This window comes from Streptomyces sp. NPDC045968, assembly GCF_056430475.1.
In genome coordinates, this window is record NZ_JBWKLF010000007.1 from 266,160 (window position 1) to 288,357 (window position 22,198).

The following is a 22,198-nucleotide window of genomic DNA, read 5'->3' on the forward strand; positions in this document are numbered from 1 at the left end:
GAGGAAGCCCGCGTGAAAGAAGCCGTACACATCAGCGGAGCCCCGTCGGCGGGGCCCGATCTCCAGGAGCTCCTGGTGATGGCCGCCCGCGGTGACCAGAACGCCTTCGCCACGGTGTACGACGCGGTCTGCGGACCCGTGCTCGGTCTGGTGCGCAGTGTCCTGCGGGATCCGGCCCAGTCGGAGGAGGTGGCCCAGGAAGTCCTGGTGGAGGTGTGGCGCACGGCGCCCCGCTTCCAGCCGTCCCGCGGCAGCGCCATGAACTGGGTGCTGACCCTCGCACACCGCAGGGCCGTCGACCGGGTCCGCTCGGCGGAGGCCTCGGCTGCCCGCGAGCACAAGGCCGCCCTCCTGGACCGTACGCGGGACTTCGACGAGGTGTCGGAACAGGTCGAGGTCCGGCTCGAACGCGAACAGGTCCGGCGCTGTCTGCGGACCCTGTCCGAACTGCAGCGCCAGTCCGTGACCCTTGCCTACTACCGGGGCCTCACCTACCGCGAGGTGTCGGAGTTGCTCTCCGTGCCTCTCGGCACGATCAAGACACGGCTGCGTGACGGGCTGATCCGGCTGCGCGACTGCCTGGGGGTGAACGCATGAGCACGGCCGAGCTGCACACGCTGACCGGGGCCTACGCCCTGCACGCGCTGCCGGACGACGAACGCCAGGAGTTCGAACGCCATCTGAGGGTCTGCGAGGCATGCGCCCAGGAGGTACGGGAGCTGTCCGCGACCGCCGCACGGCTCGGGCTCGCGGTGTCCCGGACTCCGCCGCCCGGACTGCGCGACCGCGTGCTGCGGGAGATCACGACCGTACGTCAGGAGCCGCCGCCGCACAGCCTCCCGGCCCGCACCGCCGGGGCCGGGAGCCGCGCCCGCCGCGGGACCGCCTTCGTGCTCGCCGCCTGCGTAGCCGCGGCCGCGGCGTTGGGCGGGGTCGCCGTGTGGCAGAACCAGGTGGCCCAGGACGCCCGGCAGGAGGCGAACCGTGCCGAACAGCGGAACGAACAGCTGGCCCAGGTGCTCGCGGCTCCGGACGCGAAGACCAGCTCGGGCACGCTGAAGGGCGGCGCGCGGGGCACCGTCGTCGTCTCGCGAAGCGTGAACCGGGCGGTGTTCCTGGCGTCCGGGATGGAGCGGCCGCCGGCCGGCACGGTGTACCAGCTGTGGTTCGACGACGGCGGCACCATGCGGTCCGCGGGTCTGATGGAGCCGTCGGCGACGAACGACGCCGTACTGATGGACGGACCGGTCGGCAGGGCGTCCGGGATGGGCATCACCGTAGAACCCGCCGGCGGCTCCGAGCAGCCGACGTCCGCGCCGCTCGCCCTGATGAGCCTCCCGGCCTGAGGGCAGCGGCATCTGACGACGTATGACCCGGGAGACCCGGTGGCGCCCGCGCCACCGGGTCTCCGTCTCAGCACATATTTCACTCGATCGGGTGAGCGACCCATCCGCGGCCCGACCGGCTCCGAATCACCGGTGTGAAAGCAGAGCAGAACGATGCGCAGCCGCACGGGACCCCGCGGTCCCGGCGGGCCCGCTGGGCACGCACCTCCTTCGCCGCGCTCAGCGGTCTGATCGCGGGGTTCTGCGCCCTGTGCGTCGCCGAGCTGGTCGCGGCTGTCGTACGGCCCGAGGCGGGTCCGGTCACAGCGGTGGGCGGTGCGGTCATCGACCGCACTCCCCCGGCGGTCAAGGACTTCGCCGTACGGAACTTCGGCACCGCCGACAAGCTGGTGCTCCAGCTCGGCATCCTCGCGCTCCTGGCGGTCTTCGCCATGGCGGTGGGGGTGCTCGCCCTGCGGCACCGGCGGCTCGGTGCGGCGGCCGTCCTGGTCTTCGGTGTGGTCGGGGCAGCGGCGGCGACCGGACGGCCCGAGGGCCGGCCCGGCGACGTCCTGCCTTCGGTGGTGGGTGCCCTGGTGGCCGCAGGAGTGCTGTATCTCCTGGTCGGACGGCTTACCCCGACGGCCCTTCCGTCTCCCGCGGCTGGGGAGACGGAGGTCCGGGAGGACCGGGGCGCCTTCGACCGCCGCGGCTTCGTGATCGCGGCGAGCGCCGCGGCGGTCGCCTCGGCCGGGGCCGGTTATCTGGGGCGCCGGGTCACCGCGTCCGTACAGGCGGGGGCGTCCGCCTCACGCGGTGCGATCACTCTTCCGGTTCCCGATTCGGCGGCGCCCGCCGTGCCCCGTGGCGCCGGTCCTGGCATCCGCGGGCTGAGCTCCTTCATCACACCGAACAAGAGCTTCTACCGGGTGGACACCGCCCTGGTCGTACCACGTGTCGACGCCGGCCGCTGGCGCCTGCGCATCCACGGCAAGGGCGTGAAGCGCCCCCTCACGGTCGACTTCCAGGATCTGCTCCAGCGCGAGCTGATCGAGCGTGACATCACGCTGGCCTGCGTCTCCAACGAGGTCGGCGGGCCCTACGTCGGCAATGCCCGCTGGATCGGCGTACGGCTGGCCGATCTGCTGCGCGAGGCCGGGGTGGAACCGCCGTCGAAGGGCGGGAGCGCCGACCAGCTCGTGGCCAGGTCCGTCGACGGCATGACGATCGGTACGCCGGTCGAGGACGTGATGGACGGCCGCGACGCGATGCTCGCCGTCGGGATGAACGGCGAACCCCTTCCCTTCAGCCACGGTTTCCCCGTCCGGATGGTCGTCCCCGGCCTGTACGGCTATGTGTCCGCCTGCAAGTGGATCAAGGACATCGAGCTGACGGCCTTCGACGCGTACGACGCGTACTGGGTGAAACGCGGCTGGTCGCGCCGGGCCCCCGTCAAGACCCAGTCGCGCATCGACACCCCGCGCCCCTTCGCCTCCCCCAGGGCGGGCATGGTGCCGGTCGCCGGGGTCGCCTGGGCCCAGCACCGGGGCATCGCCCGGGTGGAGGTCCGGGTGGACGGGGGCGCGTGGCAGACCGCCCGGCTGGCCGCCGAGGACAGCAGGGACACCTGGCGCCAGTGGGTGTGGGAGTGGCCCGCGACGACCGGCAGCCACACCCTCGAGGTCCGCGCGACGGACCGTACGGGCGCCACGCAGACCGACGAACGCGTCGGCACCGTCCCCGACGGAGCGACGGGCCGGCATTCGGTGGTGGTCGACGTGCCCTGAACAACCGTCATCGACAGCCGTCCGTACGCACACACCAGCTCCGGAACAACAGAATCCGAACCAGGAGAACACCATGAACACGCTCCACTTCCGCCGCGCCGCCGTCGCCGTCTCCGCGGCAGCCATGCTGCCGCTCGCCCTGACGGCCTGCTCCGGCGACAGCGACACCAAGGAGTCCGCGGCCGGGTCCGCGCCCTCGGCGGCTTCTTCCGAGCCCGCCGCGCCGGCCGATGAATCGACGGACACCGACAAGCCGTTCGGCCCGGGCTGCGCGTCCGTGCCGGCGGACGGGGCGGGTTCGTTCGACGGCATGGCGAAGGCCCCGGTCGCGACGGCCGCGTCGAACAACCCGGACCTCTCCACGCTGGTCACCGCCGTCAAGCAGGCGGGTCTGGTCGACACCCTGAACAACGCGGAGAACATCACGGTGTTCGCACCGACCAACGACGCCTTCGCCAAGGTCCCGAAGGCGGACCTGGACGCGCTGCTGGCGAACAAGGCCGAGCTCACCAAGGTCCTCACCTACCACGTGGTGGGCGAGAAGCTGATGCCGCGGCAGCTGGAGAACGGCTCCTTCGACACCCTGGAGAAGAGCAAGCTGACGACGTCCGGTTCGGGTGTGACGTACACCGTCAACGACTCATCGAAGGTGGTCTGCGGCAACGTCCCGACGGCCAACGCCACGGTCTACATCGTCGACTCGGTGCTGATGCCCCCGAAGTAGCGGCGACGGGACCGGCGGGGCCGTGGGACCGGCGGGGCCGCGGCTCCTCGGCCCCTGGTGCGACGCCCCCGAAACAGCCCGTCCCTGATTCCTGTCCCCTGACAGGAAATCGGCGACAGGAACTCATATGACTGCCACCGCACCACCCGGAGTACGGCAGGACAAGGCCGGGACCGGCCCGCGCGACTCGGTCGCGCCGGCCGGTTTCGCTACCAGCAGGACCTGCGCCGGACCATGGGGCGGTACGCCTCGTTGGCCGCCCAGTTCTCGTTCATCTCCGTGAATCGATGTCGGGCACCGCTCGGTCAGTCGCGGCTTGTGGCCCGTTTCCTGGACCATGTGGCGGCGTCAGCTCCGTATCGGGCCAAGAGGCGTGCGAACTGGATCTGCTCCTCTGGCGACCAGGCGGCGGTGATCTCCTGGAATGCTTTGCGCTGTTCAGCGGCGAAGCGGTTGCGTTCGGACTCGCCGTGCTCGGTGAGTTCGAGCACCGTGCGGCGTCCGTCGGACTGGGACGCCGCCCGGCGCAGCAGCCCGTCCTCGATGCAGGCGGCGACAGTCCGGCTGGCTACCGGCTGGGCGACGCCCATCTCGGCAGCGAGTCCGCCGACGGTCGTCTCGCCCGGCGCGTCGGCGATCACATTGAGTACAAGGTTGCGGGAGAGGTCCTTGCCCGATGCCGGTGCTCGTCGCCGCAGACGTGACAGCGCCGGGCCGATCTGGTCCAGCGCCAGGTCGTCGGAGGGCTGCTCGGAGAAGGACGCGCTGCTCATGTGACCGAGTCTAGGCCCAGCCCGCACATTTGCATACCAGTAGACAAGTGCATAGCATTAGGTATGTAAATTTTGAACGAGTGACGAAACGAGGCGGACCGCCATGGCGCTCACGGCGATCACGAACGCGCAGATCTTCGACGGAGAGAAGTCGGTAGGCGTGCAGACCGTCGTCATCGACGACGGGAGGATCGCCCGCATCGGGGGCGACGCTCCTCAGGGCAGCGAGATCGTGGACGGCGGCGGCGCCACCCTGCTGCCGGGACTCATCGACGCCCACGTCCACTCCGCCCCGGGTTCCCTGGCGCTCGCCCTGCGGTTCGGGGTGACGACCGAACTGGAGATGCAGGGGATGAACACCCGGGAGAACCGGGGGCTCATCACCGACGACGACACCCTGGCCGACGTGCGCTCCTCCGGCTTCGCCATCACCCCGCGGGGCGGTCACCCGAGCGAGCTGATGCCCGAAGGGTTCCGGCCGAAGTGGGATCTGCCCCCGGTGATGCCCCTGATGCCGTTCTCCACCACGCCCGAGGAAGCGGCAGCGTTCGTGCCCCAACTGCTCGGCCGCGGCTCCGACTTCATCAAGTTCATGATCGACGACGGCAGCGTGGAGGGGCACCCCGGGCTGCCCGCGCTCGACCAGGCCACCGTGAACGCCGGGGTGGCCGAAGCCAAGAAGTACGGCGCCCTCACCGTGGCCCACGCGCTGACCGTGGACGCCACCAGGATGGCCGCCGAAGCCGGCATCGACGGCCTCACCCACGTGTTCATGGACCAGCCGCACACCGCCGAGATCATCGGCGTCATCAAGGACGCGGGCATGTTCGTCATTCCCTGCGTCACTCTCAATGCCTCGATGATGGGGATCACCGGCAGCGAACTCGCCGACGACCCCCGAGTCGCCGCACGCCTCGACAGCAAGTGGGACCAGACCCTGCGCTCCAGCTACAACCGCTACCCGCAGGGCAAACTCGACGACGTGTACGACACCGTGCGCGCTTTGGACGCCGCCGGCATCGACGTGCTGGCCGGCACCGACGTCTCCATGCCCGAGACGTTCTTCGGGGGCCTGGCACACGGAGCGAGCCTGCACCACGAATTGCAGTACCTCGTGGCTGCCGGACTCACGCCCTCACGGGCCCTTCGCGCGGCCACAGCGACCACGGCCCGCCGGTTCCGCCTCAGCGACCGGGGCCGCATCGCCGAGGGGCTCCGCGCCGACCTTCTGCTGGTCGACGGCGACCCGATCAGCGACATCAGCGACACCCTCAACACCCGTGCCATCTGGCGCCGCGGCACCCGCCTGGCGGCATGACCGCAGCACTTCCCCTTGAGGTAAGGACTCAACCGTCCAATTCGTGCTCGCCGGGGTGCGCATTCGGGCCGATTAGTCGACCAGAAAACTACACATAAGGGAAATATAAGCGCAGAATGGGCGAGGTAGGCGCCCACCGCGCACACAACCGGCGGTCGGGCTGTAGGACCGAAGGAGACGAACCTCATGACCAACGTCTCGCACACCGGGAGCGACATACACGCGCACCCCGATGTCTCCGAAATGAGCGCACGGTACGACCGCATGCTCGGCGGCCGCGACGTGGCCCTCGTGGACGGGCCGGTACTTCTGGTCGGTCTGTACTGCGCCGTATCGCCGTGGGTGCTGCACTTCACGGCGAGCCAGCCCGCGCTGGTGACGCACAACCTCGTCCTGGGCATCGCGATCGCGGTGCTGGCACTCGGATTCACCGCGATGCCGGAGCGGATGTACGGACTGAGCTGGGCCATCTGCGCCATCGGCGCCTGGCTCATCGTGTCGAGCTGGATCGTCGGCAGCAGTCCCGACGCCGGGGTCATCCTCAACAACATCATCGTCGGCGGACTGACCGTCCTGCTGGGCCTGGTCTGCGCCGGGACGGCGATGAGAAGCAACAAAACCTGAGGAGGGCCGACAGGCGGATGTGGCCGCGGACCGGACACGGAGGTGCCCGGCCGGGGCCACCGTCCTGTCAGCCCCTGTGGCGCTGGCCCCCGCCGCCCGTACGTCACGTCGTACGGGGGCTCGCGCGCTGTGACGGGCCGGCACGCGCACCCCCGCCCTGCCTCACCCCACGGAGCTGTACGCCACCACACCCCGCCGCACCGCATCAACCGCCTTGTGCGCGTTCTTCGCCACGGACCCGGCCGCCCCGGCCCCCTCACCCTCACCCTCACGAGGCGCCGCAGCCGCGATCTGCCCGAGCACATCGATCACCTGCTTGCACCACCGCACGAAGTCACCCGCGGGCATCTCCGCCTCGCGCAGCACCTCGTCCAGCGTGTGCCCGGAAGCCCACATGTGGACCGCCCAGGCGAACCCGAGGTCGGGTTCACGCTGTCCGACCCCCTCGGCCTGATTGATCTTGAAGTCTTCCTCCAGCGCGTCGAGACGGCCCCAGATCCGCACCATCTCGGCCATCGCCGTCGTCGCCGGCCCGCTCGGCAGCTTCGGCGCCACCGCGTCGTCCGCCTGCCGCGCCTCGTACACCAACGCCGATACGCAGGCCGCGAGTTCCGCCGGGTTCAGTCCTTCCCAGACGCCTTCCCGCAGGCACTCACTGGCGAGCAGATCGAGCTCGCCGTAGAGGCGGGCCAGCCGCCGGCCGTTCGGGGTGACCTCGTTGCCCCGCAGATAGTCCAGCTCGGTGAGAAGCGCCACGATCCGGTCGAAGGTCCGCGCGATCGTGTTCGTACGCCCGGCGATCCGGCTCTCCAGCTGCTTCGTGTCACGCTGCAGCCGGTGATACCGCTCCGCCCACCGCGCATGGTCCTCACGCTCGTCGCACCCATGGCAGGGATGCGCACGCAGTGCGGTGCGCAGCCGGGAGATCTCGCGGTCGTCGGCCGCGGCGGCCCGCTCCCGGCGGTGCCGCTCGGGCACCAGGTGCCCGGCCTTCGTCCGCAGCGCGGACGCCAGATCGCGCCGCGACTGCGGCGAACGCGCGTTGAACGACTTCGGCACCCGCATCCGGTCCAGCGCCTCCACCGGCACCGGGAAGTCGATCGAGGCCAGCCGCTTGACCTGCCGCTCGGCGGTCAGCACCAGCGGCCGGGGCCCGTCGTGGTACTCCAGCCCCCGGTGTCCGTTGGCCCGCCCGGCAGGCAGCCCGGGGTCCAGGACGAGGGCCAGCCCGGCGAACTTGCCGGTCGGCACATGAATGACGTCACCCGGCTTGAGCTTCTCCAGGGACGCGGCCGCCGCGACCCGCCGCTGCGCCGCCCCCTGCTTGGCCAGCTCCGTCTCGCGGTCCTTGAGGTCGCGCCGCATCCGCGCGTACTCCTCGAAGTCACCGAGGTGGCACGTCATGCCCTCGCGGTATCCCTCAAGCCCCTCCTCGTTCCGCTGGACCTGCCGGGAGATCCCGACGACCGACCGGTCGGCCTGGAACTGGGCGAACGAGGTCTCCAGCAGCTCACGCGACCGGTGCCGCCCGAACTGGTGCACGAGGTTCACAGCCATGTTGTACGAAGGCCGGAAGCTGGACCGGAGCGGATACGTGCGCGTACCCGCGAGCCCGGCCAGGGCGCCCGGGTCCATACCGCGCTGCCAGAGCACCACCGCATGGCCCTCGACGTCGATACCGCGACGTCCGGCCCGGCCGGTGAGCTGCGTGTACTCACCGGGGGTGATGTCGGCGTGCTGTTCGCCGTTCCACTTGACCAGCTTCTCCAGGACCACCGATCGCGCCGGCATGTTGATCCCCAGCGCCAGCGTCTCCGTCGCGAAGACCGCCTTGACGAGCCCTCGTACGAACAACTCCTCGACGACTTCCTTGAACGTCGGCAGCATGCCCGCGTGGTGCGCGGCGATGCCCCGCTCCAGGCCTTCGAGCCATTCGTAGTAGCCGAGGACGTGAAGGTCCTCACCCGGAATCGAGGCGGTCCGCTCCTCGACGATCTCCCGCACCAGCAGGCGCTTGTTCTCGTCGTTCAGCCGGAGCCCGGCCTGCAGGCACTGCTGCACGGCGGCCTCGCAGCCCGCCCGGCTGAAGATGAACGTGATGGCGGGCAGCAGCCCCTCGTGGTCCAGCCGGTCGATGACCTCGGGCCTCGACGGGGTCCAGATCCGGCTGCGCTGGCGCCGCTCGCGCTCCCGGTCCGCCTCGCGCACCATCTTGCCCCGGCGCCGGTCGCGGGGGTTGTACCCCGCCTGGTTCTCCATGCGGGCGAGCCGGACGAGGTCCGGGTTGACCTCGCGGCGTCCCGTTCCCCGGCCGCCGTGATCGGTCTCCTCCTCGAAGAGGTCGTACATCCGGCGCCCGGCCAGCACGTGCTGCCAGAGCGGCACGGGTCGGTGCTCGGAGACGATGACCTCGGTGTCACCGCGGACGGTGTCCAGCCAGTCACCGAACTCCTCGGCGTTGGACACGGTCGCCGACAGGGACACCAGAGTCACGGACTCCGGCAGGTGAATGATCACTTCCTCCCACACCGCGCCCCGGAAGCGGTCGGAGAGGTAGTGCACCTCGTCCATCACGACATAGCCGAGGCCGGTCAGGGACTGCGAGCCCGAATACAGCATGTTCCGCAGGACCTCGGTGGTCATGACGACCACCGGTGCCTCGGAATTGACGCTGTTGTCGCCGGTCAGCAGGCCGACCTTGTCCGCACCGTAGCGCCGCACCAGGTCAGTGAACTTCTGGTTGGACAGCGCCTTGATGGGGGTGGTGTAGAAACACTTGCGGCCCTGCTGGAGCGCGAGGTGCACGGCGAACTCGCCGACGATCGTCTTGCCCGAACCGGTGGGCGCCGCCACCAGCACGCCCTTGCCCGCCTCCAGGGCTTCGCATGCCTCGACCTGATAGGGGTCGAGTCCGAATTCGTACATCTCGCGGAAGGGCCCGAGGGCCGTGGCCTGCTCGGCCGCACGGACGCGAGAAGCCTGGTATCGCTCAGCTGGTGAGAGGTCCTCTGTCATCTTGATACGAGCCTACCCGCCACCTCTGACAGTCAGGCGATCTTTAATTCTCCGGGCAGAGGACCCGCACCGCACCCGGCACGCTGGTCGCCGTGAGCGGCAGCTCACCCAGCGGTTCACCGTCCGCGTAGGCGGTGACATCCGCCGCCATCAGCTCGATCGAGGAGACCCGGTGCACGGTGACGGCGGGGTGGCTGAGGTGCGTTCCCCTGTACACCCGGGGGAACACCTTCAGCAGGGTCGCCCGGGTACAGTCCCCGACCACGGTCACGTCGAACAGCCCGTCGTCCATGACCGCGTCCGCACAGATCCGCATGCCACCGCCGTACGTGGACCCGTTGCCGACGGCGATCAGCGTCGCCTCGACCTCCCGCACGGGGCCCCCGTCGAGCCGGATGCGGTACGGGATCGGCTTGAACGCCGCCAGTTCGGCGAGGATCGCCAGGTCGTACTTGAACCGGCCGCCGATCCACCGCATGCGGTTGCCCCGGTCGTTCACCCGTGAGTCGAAGCCGGAGGCGAGCACGGAGCCGAACCACCGCTCGCCGGCCCGCCCGAGGTCGATGTCCCGGACATGGCCCTCCTTGAGGGCCCGCGCGGCCAGCCGCCCGGCGGCGGCCGGGTCACGTATCGGCAGCCCGAGCGCACGGGCGAAGTCGTTGCCGGTACCGACGGCGACGACACCCAGCGGGGTCGTGGTCCCGGCGACCGCTTGGAGGGCGAGGGACGCCATGCCGTCCCCGCCCACGGCGATCAGCGCCCCGGTGCCGGCACTCACGGCCTCGCGGGCCCTGCGCAGGGCGTCGTCGGCGTCCTCACCGAGGACCGTGCGTACGGAGAATCCGGCGTCGCGCAACGCGGAAGCGGCCGGCTGCGCGGCGTGCGCGCCCCGGCCGCGTCCTGCGGTGGGATTGACGAAAAGGGTGATCTCGCTGGTCACCCGCCGGACCTTACAAGGTCAGGTGATGTCGTCGTAACCGTTGAGCCGGTGCGACCGAGCACCGTCCGGCTCCCCGGTGGCCTGCTCGGGCAACGGGGTGCGCGAGGCGGACACCGGTTCCGGAGTGAGGTCCAGCCGCGAGGCCTCGTCGTCGTCGAGCTCTGCGTCGGGGTTGGCCCGGCGCCTGCGCTTGTCGTTGAGGAGGGAGAAGGCCGTGGCGATGAAGTAGAGAACGGCCAGCGGCCCCGCGAGGAGCAGCATGGACAGCGGTTCACCACCAGGGGTGGCGATCGCCGCGAAACCGGTCAGGCCGACGATCATGCCCCGCCACCAGCCGAGCATCCGCTTGCCGGAGACGATGCCCGTCATGTTCAGCGCGATGAGAAGGAGGGGCAGCTCGAAGGCGAGACCGAAGACGATCACCATGCGCGTGAGCAGATCCAGATAGCTGTCGAGCCCGATCTGGTTCTGAACGTCGCTGGGAGTGAAACCGAGCATGATCTCCGCCGTCTGCGGCAGGATCGAGTACGCCAGGTATCCACCGGCGAGGAACAGCGGTGCTCCTATGACCGCGAAGCCGTAGGCGTACCGCTTCTCACCCTTGTGCAGTCCCGGGGCCACGAAGGCCCACAGCTGGTAGAGCCAGACCGGGGCGGCCAGCAGCACACCGGACATCAGGGCGACCTTCAGTGCGTTGGTGAAGGGTCCCATCAGGGTGTCGGTCTTCAGCAGGGCGCACGGGTTGCCGTTCTTCGCGACGACCACCGCGCCTTCACAGCCCACCGAGCTGATGAGCGGGCGCAGCAGGAAGTCGTAGATGTCCTTCTGGTAGAAGGCGGCGACAATCGTCACCACGACAATCGCCAGTACGGCCTTCAGCAGCCGGTTACGCAGCTCACGCAGGTGATCGAGAAGGGGCATGCGCCCCTCTTCGTCCTTCTCCTGCTTGCGGGCAGACTTGAGCAACCCACTTCCCTCGTCTCGTGCGGCAGCTGTCGGTGGAGCCCGTCAGCTGTCAGCTCTGGGTGGTGGGCTTGGCCTCGCTGACCGGGCGGGAGCTGGTGACATCTCCGGGCGCGGCCTGGATGGTACGGGCGGGAGTCGCCTGCGGAGTCTGGTCGGCGACGGTCTCCGTCGTGGGCGCCGCGGGCTCCGCGTCGTCCTTCTTCATCGCCTTGGCCTCGCTCTTGAGGATGCGGGCCGACTTGCCGAGCGAACGCGCCATGTCAGGAAGCTTCTTGGCACCGAAGAGAAGCAGGATGACAGCGATGATCAGAACGATCTCGAGGGGCTTCAGATTGCCGATCATGTGCGACTTCCTTCTCACTGAGGCGACTGGAGGGTGGGCTCGCTACCCGTTCGATCGGACATAGGTCCGATCTGTGCGCTGGCAGCGATCGTATCCCGCAGGGGTAAACGTGAGGCAATGCCCGTGCATACTCCCGGTTGCGACCCGCACCTCCCTGCCTGGGCCGACCTCAGAAGCGTACCCCCCGAACCTGCGGAACAGGAGGCCGCGCCCCTTCTATCGCAGGGCCTCACCGGTGGCGGCGAGGCCGGTCGCCGCGCGTTCGAGATCCTCCGCCGCCCGATTGATCCGCTGTGTGGTGGCGGAGACCTGGCGGCCCAGCCGCTGGGCCTCGATGAAGACCTTGACGGCGAGTACGCCGAGTACGGCGATCCCCAGGAACCCCAGGGCGATGGCGAGCATGGGCCAGAACATGCGGCGGTGCCTCGATGTGGTCGTGTTCTACAGGGCGGTGTGGAGGCGCAGCGTCCGCACCCCTCCACCGGTGAGGAGTTCGATGATGCGCTCCCCGGCGGGCTTGCGGACGGCGACGCCGCACCGGGGGCAGGTGAAGGAGTAGAAGGTGGTGCGGCTGCTGGCGCCGATCGCGAGACGCAGGGCGCCCGCCGCGAGCTCGAAGCGTTCACGGCAGTCGGGGCAGGCGGCCTTGAACCGGACGGCGGCGGGCACCGGCACCGGGACCGGCGCGGTGACCGGCACCGTCGACGTACCCGAGATCACTGACATCTGGTCCATTCCTCCTCCGCTCCCCCGCTCAGACCACGTCGTCGTACGCGGCGAGCGCGTCCCGGGCCGCCTCGCGCGCACTCCGCGCGAGCTCCGGCGGGGAGACGATCCGCCCCTCACCGCCGAGTCGCAGGGCCAGGCGACGCAACGACGCCGGGTCGGGCGTACGCAGGATGATCCGCAGACCACCGTCGGCAAGCTCCTCCGCGCTGTCGTGCGGGTAGTACTCGGCGACCCACCGGCCACCGGGCCCCACCTCGATCACGACCTCCGGATCCTCGGCCGCCGGCTGCACCAGGCCCTCCGAGAGGTCCCGCAGCTCCAGTTCCGGCGGGGCCGCCGGGGCGTCCAGCAGGCGGATCTCGGCGACCCGGTCGAGCCGGAACGTACGCCGGGCCTCGGAGAGCCTGCACCACCCCTCCATATAGGTGTGGCCGACGGCGAACAGCCGGATCGGGTCGACCTCGCGCTCGGTGAGCTCGTCGCGCGCCGGGGAGTAGTAGCGCAGCCAGAGCCGGCGCCGCTCGGAGATCGCCCGGTCCACATCGGCGAAGACGCCGCCCTCGGCCTCGAAGGTGACCGAGAGCCTCGAACTGGCGGCTCCCACCTCACCCGCGGCGGTCTCCAGCTTGGCCGTCGCGCGGACCAGCGCGAGCCGGTCGCTCTCGCGCAGCCCCGGCAGGGTCGCCACGGCGCGGGCCGCGACGAGCAGGGCGGTGGCCTCGTCCGAGGCGAGGCGCAGGGGCTCGGCGACGTCGTCCGGGTTGTGCCACCAGATCCGGTCGCCGTCGGTGTCGATGTCGAGCAGGTCCCCGCCCCGGAAGCTCGTCCCGCACATGGGGAGCACGTCCAGGTCGGAGATCAGCTCGTCCTCGGTGATCCCGAAGGCCCTGGCGACGTCCTGGACGTGGGCGCCGGGGCGCTCACGCAGATAGGTCACCAGGGAGAGCATCCGGCGGGTCTGGTCGATCGCGTTCGTGGCCATGAGCTACGGGTCCCCCTCAGTCCTTGGCCACGGCGCGCAGCCGGTCCACCACATCGGCCCGCAGATCGGCGGGTTCCGTCACGACGACGTCCGGTCCGAACTCGACGAGCCAGGCGTCCAGCCCGTGTCCGTACGGAATCTCCAACTCGTCCCAGCCGTTCCCGAGTTCGCGGACCGATATCGCCCGGGAACGCAGCGGATAGCCGGACCCGGACCGCAGCCTGATCCGCGCGGTCCTGGTGGCGGTCTCCCCCGCCCAGCTCTCCACGGTCTCGCGCACGGTCACCACGTCCGGCACCTGGGCGGTGAACGCCCCGGCGCGCGAGCGGACCCGGCCGGTGATCCGGGAGAGCCGGAACACCCGCTCGGCACCGCGGTCGCGGTCCCAGCCGGCCAGATACCAGTGGCCGCGCCAGCACTCCAGGGTCCAGGGCTCGACCTGGCGCTGCTCGTGGCGGGCCGCGTTGCCCTTGCGGTAGTCGAAGGTGACCGGGCGGCGGTCCCGGCAGGCGAGCATCAGCGGCTCGAAGGCGGCCTCATGGACCGGGATACGGGGTTCGAGGGCGCTGTGCACCTCGTAGGCGTCCTCGGCCTCCGGCATTCCCGCGGCCCGCAGCTTCTGCAGGGCGCCGCTGGCCGCTCCGGCGAGACGGGCCTGCTGCCACACCTTGGCCGCGAGACCGAGGGCGGCGGCCTCCTCGGCGTCCAGGGTGATGGGAGGCAGCCGGTTACTGTCACGGCGGGCCAGGTAGCCGGTCTCCGCGTCCAGGTTCTCCACGGTCTCGATGACCAGACCGAGTTCGCGCAGATCGTCCTTGTCGCGCTCGAACATCCGGTTGAAGGAGTCGTCGGTACCCGCTTCCAGGTACGCCTCGATGGACTCGCGCAGCTCGCGCTTGCTGAGCGGGCGCCGGGTACCCAGCAGGCACAGCGCCAGGTTCATCAACCGCTCGGCCTTGGCAATCGCCATCGGCGCCCTCTCTCTACGTGCTCTCCGACCCTCGACCGTACCGCCCCGGGGTGTCCGGACAAAAGCGAGGGCCCGTGCCTCACGGCACGGGCCCTCGTTCACGCGCGACCGGGGATCAGACGCCCATCAGGTCGCAGACGAAGATCAGCGTCTCGCCGGGGGCGATGACACCGGCGCCGGCGCCGCGGTCACCGTACGCGAGGTGCGCGGGGATGGTCAGCTGGCGACGGCCGCCGACCTTCATGCCCTGCACGCCCTGGTCCCAGCCCGCGATGACCTGACCGGCACCGAGCTGGAACTTGAGCGGAGTCCCGCGGTTCCACGAAGCGTCGAACTCCTCGCCGGTGGAGTAGGCCACGCCCACGTAGTGGACGGAGACGGTCTGGCCGGCCTGGGCGACCGCGCCTTCGCCCTCCCAGATGTCCTTGATCTCCAGGTCGACCGGCGGCTCGCCACCCGGGAAGTCGATCTCGGGCTTCTCGATGCTCACTGAATTGCTCCTCTAAATGATGAACTGGGCAACCGGGACAGTCTTACATCTTTGCCAGGATGTCGACTGCGAACACCAGCGTCGACTTGGCGGGGATGCTCTGCTGCGCCTTGTCACCGAACGCCTGGTCCGGCGGGATGACGAGCAGCACACGACTGCCGACCTTCTTGTCGACCAGACCGGTCTTGAGCCCCTTGAGGGTGATCTGGGCGAGCGGGAAGGTCTGGGTCTTGCCCTGGTCGTAGGTGCTGTCGAACTTCTTGCCGCCCTTCCACAGCAGGCCCACGTAGTTCACGACGACGCTGTCGCTCTCCTTGATGACCGCGCCGTCGGACTCCAGGATGTAGTTGGAGACCAGCTTCTTCGGCGGGTCGCTCTTGGGAACCGTGACGGTCGGCGCCTTGCCGTCGGTCTTGGTACCCACCTTCGGCAGATCGATGTTGTCCTGCGCGACTTCGGTGCCCTTGGCGGAGGCCGGGATCTGCGTGGCCTTCAGGACGTCGACGACGAAGACGAGTGTGGCGTTGGGCTTGATGTCGCCCTGGCCCTGCGCGCCGTATCCGAGCTCCGGCGGGATGACGAGCTCGACCCGACTGCCGACCTTCTGACCGACCAGACCCTTGTCCCAGCCCTGGATGACCATGCCGGCGCCGAGCGTCAGATCGAACGGCTGCTTGCGGTCGAAGCTGTTGTCGAACGGCTTGGTGGAGTCCCACGACTGCCCGAGGTAGTTGACCTGGATCGCGTCGCCGTTCTTGAGCTTCGCGCCGTCACCTTCGCTGATGACCTCGGTCTGCAGCTCCTTGGGCGGGTCGCCCTCGCCCTTCGCGAGGGTGGGCTTCTCGCCGAACTTCGCGCCTGCGGTGATCGCGGGCACTCCGTTCTTGGACGAGGCGGAGTCGGAGCCCTTTTCGTCGCCGCAGGCCGCTGTCGACAGCAGCAGGAGGGGGACGACGAGAAGGCCGGCAAGTCGGCGCACTGGTTCCTCAGATCTCAGACGGCACAGTAGTTGGGTCCTTGACACTCTAGGGCGTGGACAGGGCCCCGTACGAGGAACGTACGGGGCCCTGTCGTCACGATGAATGCCCAGGCGTCCTGCGCCCGGTCACATACCCGCGATCAGTTTCTCCACGCGGTCGTCCACGGACCGGAAGGGGTCCTTGCACAACACGGTGCGCTGCGCCTGGTCGTTGAGCTTGAGGTGGACCCAGTCGACGGTGAAGTCCCGTCGCTGCTCCTGGGCCCTGCGGATGAAGTCCCCGCGCAGCCGCGCCCTGGTGGTCTGCGGGGGCACCGACTTGCCCTCGAAGATCTTCAGGTCGTTGCAGATGCGGGCGACCTGCCCCTTGCGCTCCAGCAGGTAGTAGAGCCCTCGCCGGCGGTGGATGTCGTGGTAGGCGAGGTCTATCTGAGCGACCCTCGGATTCGACATGGTCATGTTGTGCTTGGCCCGGTACCGCTCGATGAGCTTGTACTTCATGACCCAGTCGATCTCGGTGCCGATCCGGTCGAGGTCCTCGGCCTCGATCGCGTCGAGGGTGCGGCCCCACAGTTCGAGCACCTGGTCGACGGTGCCGGTGCGGATGCCCCGGCGCTCCACGAAGTCGACGGCCTTCTCGTAGTACTCGCGCTGCACCTCGATGGCCGAGGCCTCCCGGCCGCTGGCCAGGCGCACCTTGCGCTGTCCGGTGATGTCGTGGCTGACCTCGCGGATGGCCCGGATCGGGTTCTCCAGAGTCAGGTCGCGCATCACGGTGCCCGCCTCGATCATGCGGAGCACCAGGTCGGTCGCGCCGACCTTGAGCAGCATGGTCGTCTCGGACATGTTGGAGTCGCCGACGATGACGTGGAGGCGGCGGTACCGCTCGGCGTCGGCGTGCGGCTCGTCCCTGGTGTTGATGATCGGACGCGAGCGGGTCGTCGCGGAACTGACGCCCTCCCAGATGTGCTCGGCACGCTGGCTGACGCAGTAGACCGCCCCGCGCGGAGTCTGCAGCACCTTGCCGGCACCACAGATCAACTGCCTGGTGACGAGGAACGGAATGAGGATGTCCGCGAGCCGGGAGAATTCTCCGTGCCGGGCCACGAGGTAGTTCTCGTGGCATCCGTAGGAGTTCCCCGCCGAGTCGGTGTTGTTCTTGAAGAGATAGACGTCGCCCGCGATTCCCTCCTCGTGCAGGCGGCGTTCGGCGTCGACGAGCAGTCCTTCGAGAATGCGCTCGCCGGCCTTGTCGTGCGTGACCAGCTCGGTCACGTTGTCGCATTCGGGGGTTGCATATTCCGGATGCGATCCCACGTCGAGGTAGAGGCGGGCGCCGTTCCGCAGGAAGACATTGCTGCTGCGGCCCCATGACACAACACGGCGGAAGAGGTAGCGCGCCACTTCGTCAGGTGACAGTCGGCGCTGTCCCCTGAACGTGCACGTGACGCCGTACTCGTTCTCCAGCCCGAAAATGCGGCGGTCCATGACTGAACATTACGCCTTATGGCCTGAGCTGAAACCGGGTTCGACGGCACCGTTTCGATCATTTTCCGATCCCGTCACAACAGTGGGCGTACGCACGGGAACTGCGAGGACCCTTCCGGTGGCCAGCAGGACCACCAGGGCGGCCACTCCGCCCGCCCCGGCGACGGCGAAGCTCCACGCCGTCCCGCCGAGTTCGACGGCCGGGCCCGCCAGGGCCGTTCCGGCCGCCGCGCCTACGCCGAACGTGGTCACGAGCCAGGAGAACGCCTCCGTGACCGTGCCGCGCGGCGCGTGCCGGTCGACGACGATGAACGAGCAGGCGATCGCGGGCGCGAGGAACACCCCGGCGAGCGCGGCGAGACCGGTCATGGCGGGCACCCCGGGGGTGAGCATCAGCGGCAGGTATCCGAGCGCCAGCAGGGCGACGATGACGCGCAGCCGCCGTTCGGGCGCACCGGCCCACTGCCGCGCCCCGTAGGCAACTCCCCCGATCAGCGCGCCGAGACCGAGGGCGGCCATCAGCCAGCCGTACACGGATTCGTCGCCGTGGTCGTCGGCGTACGCGACACCCGCCACCGTGATCGAGCCGAGGGCGAGTCCGACGAAGAAGAACGACCCGAGCAGGGCGAGCAGTCCGCGCGAGCGCAGGGCGCCGAGCCAGTGCGCCTCGCGGGGCGCGGAGCGCCACGTGCGGGAGGGCTCCGAGACGACGACGGACAGGGCTCCGATGACGCCTATGGCGTTGATGACGAGGAGCGCCACGGCGGGCGACCAGAGCGCGACCAGCACGGTCACGAGCAGCGGGCCCACGGTGAACATGATCTCCTGCGCCACGGCGTCCATGGCGTACGCCCGGTGCACCCGGTCCTCGCGTCCCAGGACGGTCGGCCACAGGGCACGGAGGCCGCCTTCCAGCGGGGGCGTGAAGATTCCGGCGATGACGACCGCCAGACAGGCCATGGGCAGCGGTTCGAGGCCCACGAGGGCGAACAGGGCCATGCCGAGCGCGGAGAGCACGGCGGCGGGGAGCTGGACGCGGGGCTGTCCGTAGAGGTCCACCGCGCGGCCGAGGAGCGGCTGTCCGACGGCGGTGGCGAGCCCGTAGGCGGCGGCGAGCGCGCCGGCCAGTGTGTAGCTGCCGCCCTCGGCGCGGGTGAACAGGACGATCGCGATATGGGCGGTGCCGCTCGGCAGCCGCCCCACGAGGGTCCCTGCCAGCAGCCGCGTCGCGTGCCGCGCCCGGAGGACGTCCAGATATCCCGCGGCCATTCCTGCCCCTCTCCCTCGGACGGGCTTGCGGCCGGGCCCGAGGTTTTACGTATAACGTCGAGGTTCATACGTACCATGTGCGCAGTCCCGGGTCCACCTCGTGGTGCCCGGGCAACACGGCACGACCGAGCACGGAGGCCCGAAGTGACCAGCGCGCATCAGCCCGCTCCGACGCGGCCCACCAGCCGGGACGTGGCACGGGCGGCGGGTGTCTCCCAGGCCACCGTCTCTCTCGTGCTCGGCGACAAGTGGCGGGGAAGGGTGTCGGAGGCCACAGCCGGGCGCGTACGGGACAGCGCGTCGGCGCTCGGATATCGGCCGAATCTCGCCGCCCGCAGCCTGCGCCTCGGCAGCACACGGACCGCCCTTCTCGTGGTGCCCGCGCTCACCAACGAGTTTTTCGCCCGGGTCTACACGGGCGCGGCGGGCGTCGCCGCCGCACACGACTTCGGGGTCGTGCTCTACCCGTCACCCGACGGCACCGGACCGGCCAGGGACCCCTTCGCCTCGGCCCGCGCGTCCCTGGACGGTGTGATCGCCTCGTCCATGGCCGCCGAGGCCCTGGGCGCGCTGCGCGGGGCCGGGCTGCCTCTGGTGATGCTGGACAGCGACCCGGCCGAGCCGGGCGCGGCGGCGCAGGTGAACCTCGATATCGCGGACGGCATGCGTCAGGTGACGGAGCACCTGCTGGGCCTCGGCCACCGCAGGTTCGTCCACCTCGCCTCGGCCGTGGACTCCTGGACCTTCGCGATCCGCGCGCGGGCACTGCACGACACCCTGCGCGGGGTGCCCGACGCGGTCGTACGCACCGTCCCCGCACCGCTCGACGTCGCGGCCGGACGGGAGGCCGCGGAAAGGGCCCTGGCGCACCCCGGGGCCCTGCCGACGGCCATCGTCTGCGACGACGACATCCTGGCCGCCGGCGCCTGCAAGGCGGTCCGCAGACGGGGTCTCCGGGTGCCCGACGACATCTCCGTGACGGGCTTCGACGACCTGGCCCTGGCGACGGCGGTGGAGCCGGAACTCACCACGGTGCGGCTGCCCGCCGAGCAGGTGGGCGAGCGGGGCATGACGGCGCTGCTGGCCGTCCTGGACGGCCGGCCGGCGGAGCCGGGCAGCCTGCCCGTACACCTGGTGGTGCGCGGCTCCACCGCCCCCGCGGCCGAGGCCCGTACATGACCGTGCCCCGTCCCACCGGTCGCGGCGGTACGGGGCACGGCAACAGTGCGTCGAGCGGGGTGCCCTAGTCCTCGGTGGGGGGCTCGGTGGCCGCCCCGGAGCCCTTGGCCTCGGTGCTTCCGGTGGTCCCGGACGCCGAGTCGGCGGAATCGGCGCTTTCGTCGTCGGAGGGAGCGTCCGTCGGAGTCCCGGCCCCGTCCGCGCCCAGCAGGCGCGCCAGCTGCCGTCCGACGATCCGCTTGAACTTGCGCTGCTGCGGCCTGGTCCGGTCCAGGACCGCGACCTCCAGCCGTTCGGCGGGAATCTCCCGCTCTCCGCCGTTGGGCTCGCGTGACAGCGCCTGGACGGCCAGCTTGAGCGCCTCGGCGAGCGTCATGCCGTCGCGGTGGCGCTGATCCAGGAAGCTGCTGATCTGCTCGGAATTCCCGCCGACCGCGACCGAGCCGTGTTCGTCCACGATCGAGCCGTCGTGCGGCAGCCGGTAGATCTGATCGCCCTCGGGCAGTGCGCCGACCTCGGCGACCACCAGCTCCACCTCGTACGGCTTCTCGGCCGCACTGGAGAAAATGGTGCCCAGTGTCTGCGCGTAGACGTTGGCCAGGCCACGAGCCGTCACATCGTCACGGTCGTAGGTGTATCCACGGAGATCCGCGTATCGCACACCGCCGATACGGAGGTTCTCGTATTCGTTGTACTTGCCGGCGGCCGCGAAGCCGATCCGGTCGTAGATCTCGCTGAACTTGTGCAGCGCACGGGACGGGTTCTCGCCGACGAACACAATGCCGTCGGCGTACTGCAGCACAACCAGGCTGCGACCACGGGCGATGCCCTTCCGGGCGTATTCCGCCCGGTCGGCCATGGCCTGCTGAGGTGAGACATAGAACGGCGTCGACACCGGCTATCCGTCCCTTTCTGTCAGTGACGAGTGCATCGAAGAAGCGGGGAGGCCGGTCAGAGCAGCGCGGCGCGCGGTCCGTCGGGCTCTTCCATCCGGCGCTCCAGTACGGCGCGGGCGATCTCGGCGGATTCCACGTCCGTCAGCCTCCGGAATCCCTCGTCGGTGATGACGGTGACGATCGGATAGATCCGGCGTGCCACGTCCGGTCCCCCGGTCGCGGAATCGTCGTCCGCCGCGTCGTAGAGCGCCTGCACCACCAGGGTCAGCGTCTGCTGCTCCGTCAGGTCGTCGCGGTAGAGCTTCTTCATCGATCCACGGGCGAAGATCGAGCCGGAGCCGGTGGCCGCGTAGCCGACTTCCTCGGAACGGCCGCCTGTGACGTCGTACGAGAAGATCCGGCCCTTCTCGCGGTCGACGTCGAATCCCGCGAAGAGCGGGACAACGGCGAGGCCCTGCATGGCCATCGCCAGATTGCTGCGGATCATCGTGGAGAGGCGGTTGGCCTTGCCCTCCAGGGAGAGCGTGGCGCCCTCGACCTTCTCGAAGTGTTCCAGCTCCAGCTGGAACAGCTTGACCATCTCGACGGCCAGACCGGCCGTACCGGCGATGCCCACCGCCGAGTACTCGTCGGCCGGGAAGACCTTCTCGATGTCGCGCTGCGCGATCATGTTCCCCATGGTCGCCCGCCGGTCACCGGCGAGTACCACGCCACCGGGGAACGACGCCGCGACGATGGTCGTCCCGTGCGGTGCCTCGATGGCCCCCTGGAGGGGCGGCAGGCTCCGCTTGCCGGGAAGCATGTCCGGTGAGTGATCGGACAGGAAGTCCATGAACGAGGACGAACCCGGCGTCAGGAAGGCAGCTGGTAGACGCCCGGTGCTACGAGTGTTGGCTTCCACGCGTTTCCCTCCAGGTATGCGATGGCCCTGCGCAAGGAGTCAGGATCATCCCCCAACTTGCCGATGGCCGAATTGCAGTTGAAGCAGTACGCCCCGGACCCTACCCGTCCTGTGGTGGTGATCCACATGGAGTTGCGGTCCGGGACGCACTTTCCATCCCGATCACATACGTGGACTACTGTCCACCCTTCTGAACGAAGGACCGCACGAAGTCCTCCGCGTTCTCCTCGAGGACGTCATCGATCTCGTCCAGTACCGAGTCGACGTCGTCGCTCAGCTTCTCCTGGCGCTCCGCGAGGTCCTCGGAAGCCTGCGCGTCCTGCGCCTGCTCCTCGGTCTCCTCGGTGGAGCGCGTCGCCTTCTGCTGTCCGCCGCCGGTGTCCTTGGTCGCCATATAGCTCACCCCGCTCGGTTCGAAGCACTTGATCAGACCCTACATACGGGGTCCGACATTGGCCCGGTACTTGTCTCAACGTCCGGAGGTCATCGGAATGATTCCC

Annotated in this window: 23 protein-coding genes and 1 pseudogene; 7 read left to right on the forward strand and 17 right to left on the reverse strand. The window is 69.6% G+C overall.

Features of this window, described 5'->3' with window-relative positions; genetic code table 11:
- Positions 1-12 precede the first annotated feature (12 nt).
- From AC07FA_RS21745 to AC07FA_RS21760, 4 genes are all read left to right on the forward strand, one after another.
- Positions 13-597 (forward strand): sigma-70 family RNA polymerase sigma factor, encoded by a 585-nt coding sequence (locus AC07FA_RS21745; protein WP_479077541.1) that lies wholly within the window; start codon positions 13-15, stop codon positions 595-597.
- Positions 594-1,346: an anti-sigma factor gene (locus AC07FA_RS21750; RefSeq protein ID WP_479077543.1), complete on the forward strand. Its 753-nt coding sequence runs from the start codon at positions 594-596 to the stop codon at positions 1,344-1,346. The genes AC07FA_RS21745 and AC07FA_RS21750 overlap by 4 nt, the downstream gene beginning before the upstream one ends.
- A gap of 227 nt (positions 1,347-1,573) precedes the next feature.
- A complete protein-coding gene (locus AC07FA_RS21755; protein ID WP_479077789.1) occupies positions 1,574-3,112 on the forward strand; it encodes a molybdopterin-dependent oxidoreductase in 1,539 nt (512 codons plus the stop codon).
- Between the two features lie 73 nt (positions 3,113-3,185).
- Positions 3,186-3,836, forward strand: coding sequence for a fasciclin domain-containing protein (locus AC07FA_RS21760; RefSeq protein ID WP_479077544.1), 651 nt, complete (start codon positions 3,186-3,188; stop codon positions 3,834-3,836).
- Positions 3,837-4,141: 305 nt separating this feature from the next.
- On the opposite strand, the gene AC07FA_RS21765 is transcribed toward AC07FA_RS21760, so the two are convergent.
- Positions 4,142-4,609, reverse strand: a complete 468-nt coding sequence (locus tag AC07FA_RS21765) for a MarR family winged helix-turn-helix transcriptional regulator (protein WP_479077545.1) — start codon at positions 4,607-4,609, stop codon at positions 4,142-4,144.
- A 103-nt stretch (positions 4,610-4,712) separates the two neighbouring features.
- Here AC07FA_RS21765 and AC07FA_RS21770 point away from each other — a divergent pair, with 103 nt between their 5' ends.
- Positions 4,713-5,927: an amidohydrolase family protein gene (locus tag AC07FA_RS21770; protein WP_479077546.1), complete on the forward strand. Its 1,215-nt coding sequence runs from the start codon at positions 4,713-4,715 to the stop codon at positions 5,925-5,927.
- Between the two features lie 186 nt (positions 5,928-6,113).
- Complete coding sequence (locus AC07FA_RS21775; RefSeq protein WP_479077547.1) at positions 6,114-6,551, forward strand: SPW repeat protein; 438 nt, start codon at positions 6,114-6,116, stop codon at positions 6,549-6,551.
- Between the two features lie 162 nt (positions 6,552-6,713).
- Here the strand turns inward: AC07FA_RS21775 and AC07FA_RS21780 are convergent, their stop codons facing one another.
- From AC07FA_RS21780 to AC07FA_RS21835, 12 genes are all read right to left on the reverse strand, one after another.
- Complete coding sequence (locus tag AC07FA_RS21780) at positions 6,714-9,566, reverse strand: DEAD/DEAH box helicase (protein ID WP_479077548.1); 2,853 nt, start codon at positions 9,564-9,566, stop codon at positions 6,714-6,716.
- A 43-nt stretch (positions 9,567-9,609) separates the two neighbouring features.
- A complete protein-coding gene (locus AC07FA_RS21785; RefSeq protein WP_479077549.1) occupies positions 9,610-10,506 on the reverse strand; it encodes a diacylglycerol kinase in 897 nt (298 codons plus the stop codon).
- Positions 10,507-10,524: 18 nt separating this feature from the next.
- Positions 10,525-11,472 (reverse strand): twin-arginine translocase subunit TatC, encoded by a 948-nt coding sequence (gene tatC / locus AC07FA_RS21790; protein ID WP_479077550.1) that lies wholly within the window; start codon positions 11,470-11,472, stop codon positions 10,525-10,527.
- 49 nt (positions 11,473-11,521) lie between these two features.
- Entirely contained in the window at positions 11,522-11,815 is a 294-nt protein-coding gene (gene tatA / locus AC07FA_RS21795) for a Sec-independent protein translocase subunit TatA (RefSeq protein WP_479077551.1), read from the reverse strand.
- Between the two features lie 216 nt (positions 11,816-12,031).
- Complete coding sequence (locus AC07FA_RS21800) at positions 12,032-12,229, reverse strand: hypothetical protein (RefSeq protein WP_479077553.1); 198 nt, start codon at positions 12,227-12,229, stop codon at positions 12,032-12,034.
- Positions 12,230-12,256: 27 nt separating this feature from the next.
- The gene (locus tag AC07FA_RS21805; RefSeq protein WP_479077790.1) at positions 12,257-12,541 is read right to left on the reverse strand and encodes a hypothetical protein; all 285 of its coding nucleotides are present in this window, start codon (positions 12,539-12,541) and stop codon (positions 12,257-12,259) included.
- A 28-nt stretch (positions 12,542-12,569) separates the two neighbouring features.
- A complete protein-coding gene (locus tag AC07FA_RS21810; protein ID WP_479077555.1) occupies positions 12,570-13,526 on the reverse strand; it encodes a helix-turn-helix transcriptional regulator in 957 nt (318 codons plus the stop codon).
- 16 nt (positions 13,527-13,542) lie between these two features.
- Positions 13,543-14,496, reverse strand: coding sequence for a helix-turn-helix transcriptional regulator (locus tag AC07FA_RS21815; RefSeq protein WP_382729036.1), 954 nt, complete (start codon positions 14,494-14,496; stop codon positions 13,543-13,545).
- 115 nt (positions 14,497-14,611) lie between these two features.
- Entirely contained in the window at positions 14,612-14,986 is a 375-nt protein-coding gene (locus tag AC07FA_RS21820; RefSeq protein ID WP_479077556.1) for an FKBP-type peptidyl-prolyl cis-trans isomerase, read from the reverse strand.
- A 43-nt stretch (positions 14,987-15,029) separates the two neighbouring features.
- The gene (locus AC07FA_RS21825) at positions 15,030-15,965 is read right to left on the reverse strand and encodes an FKBP-type peptidyl-prolyl cis-trans isomerase (protein WP_479077558.1); all 936 of its coding nucleotides are present in this window, start codon (positions 15,963-15,965) and stop codon (positions 15,030-15,032) included.
- A 126-nt stretch (positions 15,966-16,091) separates the two neighbouring features.
- Positions 16,092-17,453, reverse strand: a complete 1,362-nt coding sequence (gene pafA, locus AC07FA_RS21830) for a Pup--protein ligase (RefSeq protein ID WP_185301781.1) — start codon at positions 17,451-17,453, stop codon at positions 16,092-16,094.
- A gap of 9 nt (positions 17,454-17,462) precedes the next feature.
- Complete coding sequence (locus AC07FA_RS21835) at positions 17,463-18,722, reverse strand: MFS transporter (RefSeq protein WP_479077560.1); 1,260 nt, start codon at positions 18,720-18,722, stop codon at positions 17,463-17,465.
- A 144-nt stretch (positions 18,723-18,866) separates the two neighbouring features.
- Between AC07FA_RS21835 and AC07FA_RS21840 the strand changes: the two genes are divergently transcribed.
- On the forward strand, positions 18,867-19,901 hold the full coding sequence (locus AC07FA_RS21840) for a LacI family DNA-binding transcriptional regulator (protein WP_479077561.1): 1,035 nt from the start codon (positions 18,867-18,869) through the stop codon (positions 19,899-19,901).
- A 64-nt stretch (positions 19,902-19,965) separates the two neighbouring features.
- On the opposite strand, the gene prcA is transcribed toward AC07FA_RS21840, so the two are convergent.
- From prcA to AC07FA_RS21860, 4 genes and pseudogenes are all read right to left on the reverse strand, one after another.
- On the reverse strand, positions 19,966-20,796 hold the full coding sequence (gene prcA / locus AC07FA_RS21845) for a proteasome subunit alpha (protein ID WP_479077563.1): 831 nt from the start codon (positions 20,794-20,796) through the stop codon (positions 19,966-19,968).
- Between the two features lie 56 nt (positions 20,797-20,852).
- Positions 20,853-21,698 (reverse strand): proteasome subunit beta, encoded by an 846-nt coding sequence (prcB, locus tag AC07FA_RS21850; RefSeq protein WP_479077564.1) that lies wholly within the window; start codon positions 21,696-21,698, stop codon positions 20,853-20,855.
- Positions 21,650-21,836, reverse strand: a pseudogene (locus AC07FA_RS21855) (endonuclease domain-containing protein); the annotation flags it as partial. The gene prcB and the pseudogene AC07FA_RS21855, both read right to left, overlap by 49 nt.
- 37 nt (positions 21,837-21,873) lie before the next feature.
- On the reverse strand, positions 21,874-22,092 hold the full coding sequence (locus tag AC07FA_RS21860) for a ubiquitin-like protein Pup (protein ID WP_018515354.1): 219 nt from the start codon (positions 22,090-22,092) through the stop codon (positions 21,874-21,876).
- Between the last annotated feature and the right edge of the window lie 106 nt (positions 22,093-22,198).

What these genes read in the sequence shown, in the direction of transcription:
- pafA (WP_185301781.1), bottom strand. Translation starts at nt 17,453, where the DNA reads ATGGACCGCCGCATTTTCGGGCTGGAGAACGAGTACGGCGTCACGTGC.
- AC07FA_RS21835 (WP_479077560.1), bottom strand. Translation starts at nt 18,722, where the DNA reads ATGGCCGCGGGATATCTGGACGTCCTCCGGGCGCGGCACGCGACGCGG.
- AC07FA_RS21800 (WP_479077553.1), bottom strand. Translation starts at nt 12,229, where the DNA reads ATGTTCTGGCCCATGCTCGCCATCGCCCTGGGGTTCCTGGGGATCGCC.
- AC07FA_RS21860 (WP_018515354.1), bottom strand. Translation starts at nt 22,092, where the DNA reads ATGGCGACCAAGGACACCGGCGGCGGACAGCAGAAGGCGACGCGCTCC.
- AC07FA_RS21805 (WP_479077790.1), bottom strand. Translation starts at nt 12,541, where the DNA reads ATGTCAGTGATCTCGGGTACGTCGACGGTGCCGGTCACCGCGCCGGTC.
- AC07FA_RS21770 (WP_479077546.1), top strand. Translation starts at nt 4,713, where the DNA reads ATGGCGCTCACGGCGATCACGAACGCGCAGATCTTCGACGGAGAGAAG.
- AC07FA_RS21775 (WP_479077547.1), top strand. Translation starts at nt 6,114, where the DNA reads ATGACCAACGTCTCGCACACCGGGAGCGACATACACGCGCACCCCGAT.
- AC07FA_RS21815 (WP_382729036.1), bottom strand. Translation starts at nt 14,496, where the DNA reads ATGGCGATTGCCAAGGCCGAGCGGTTGATGAACCTGGCGCTGTGCCTG.
- AC07FA_RS21810 (WP_479077555.1), bottom strand. Translation starts at nt 13,526, where the DNA reads ATGGCCACGAACGCGATCGACCAGACCCGCCGGATGCTCTCCCTGGTG.
- AC07FA_RS21750 (WP_479077543.1), top strand. Translation starts at nt 594, where the DNA reads ATGAGCACGGCCGAGCTGCACACGCTGACCGGGGCCTACGCCCTGCAC.
- AC07FA_RS21765 (WP_479077545.1), bottom strand. Translation starts at nt 4,609, where the DNA reads ATGAGCAGCGCGTCCTTCTCCGAGCAGCCCTCCGACGACCTGGCGCTG.
- tatA (WP_479077551.1), bottom strand. Translation starts at nt 11,815, where the DNA reads ATGATCGGCAATCTGAAGCCCCTCGAGATCGTTCTGATCATCGCTGTC.
- AC07FA_RS21760 (WP_479077544.1), top strand. Translation starts at nt 3,186, where the DNA reads ATGAACACGCTCCACTTCCGCCGCGCCGCCGTCGCCGTCTCCGCGGCA.
- AC07FA_RS21780 (WP_479077548.1), bottom strand. Translation starts at nt 9,566, where the DNA reads ATGACAGAGGACCTCTCACCAGCTGAGCGATACCAGGCTTCTCGCGTC.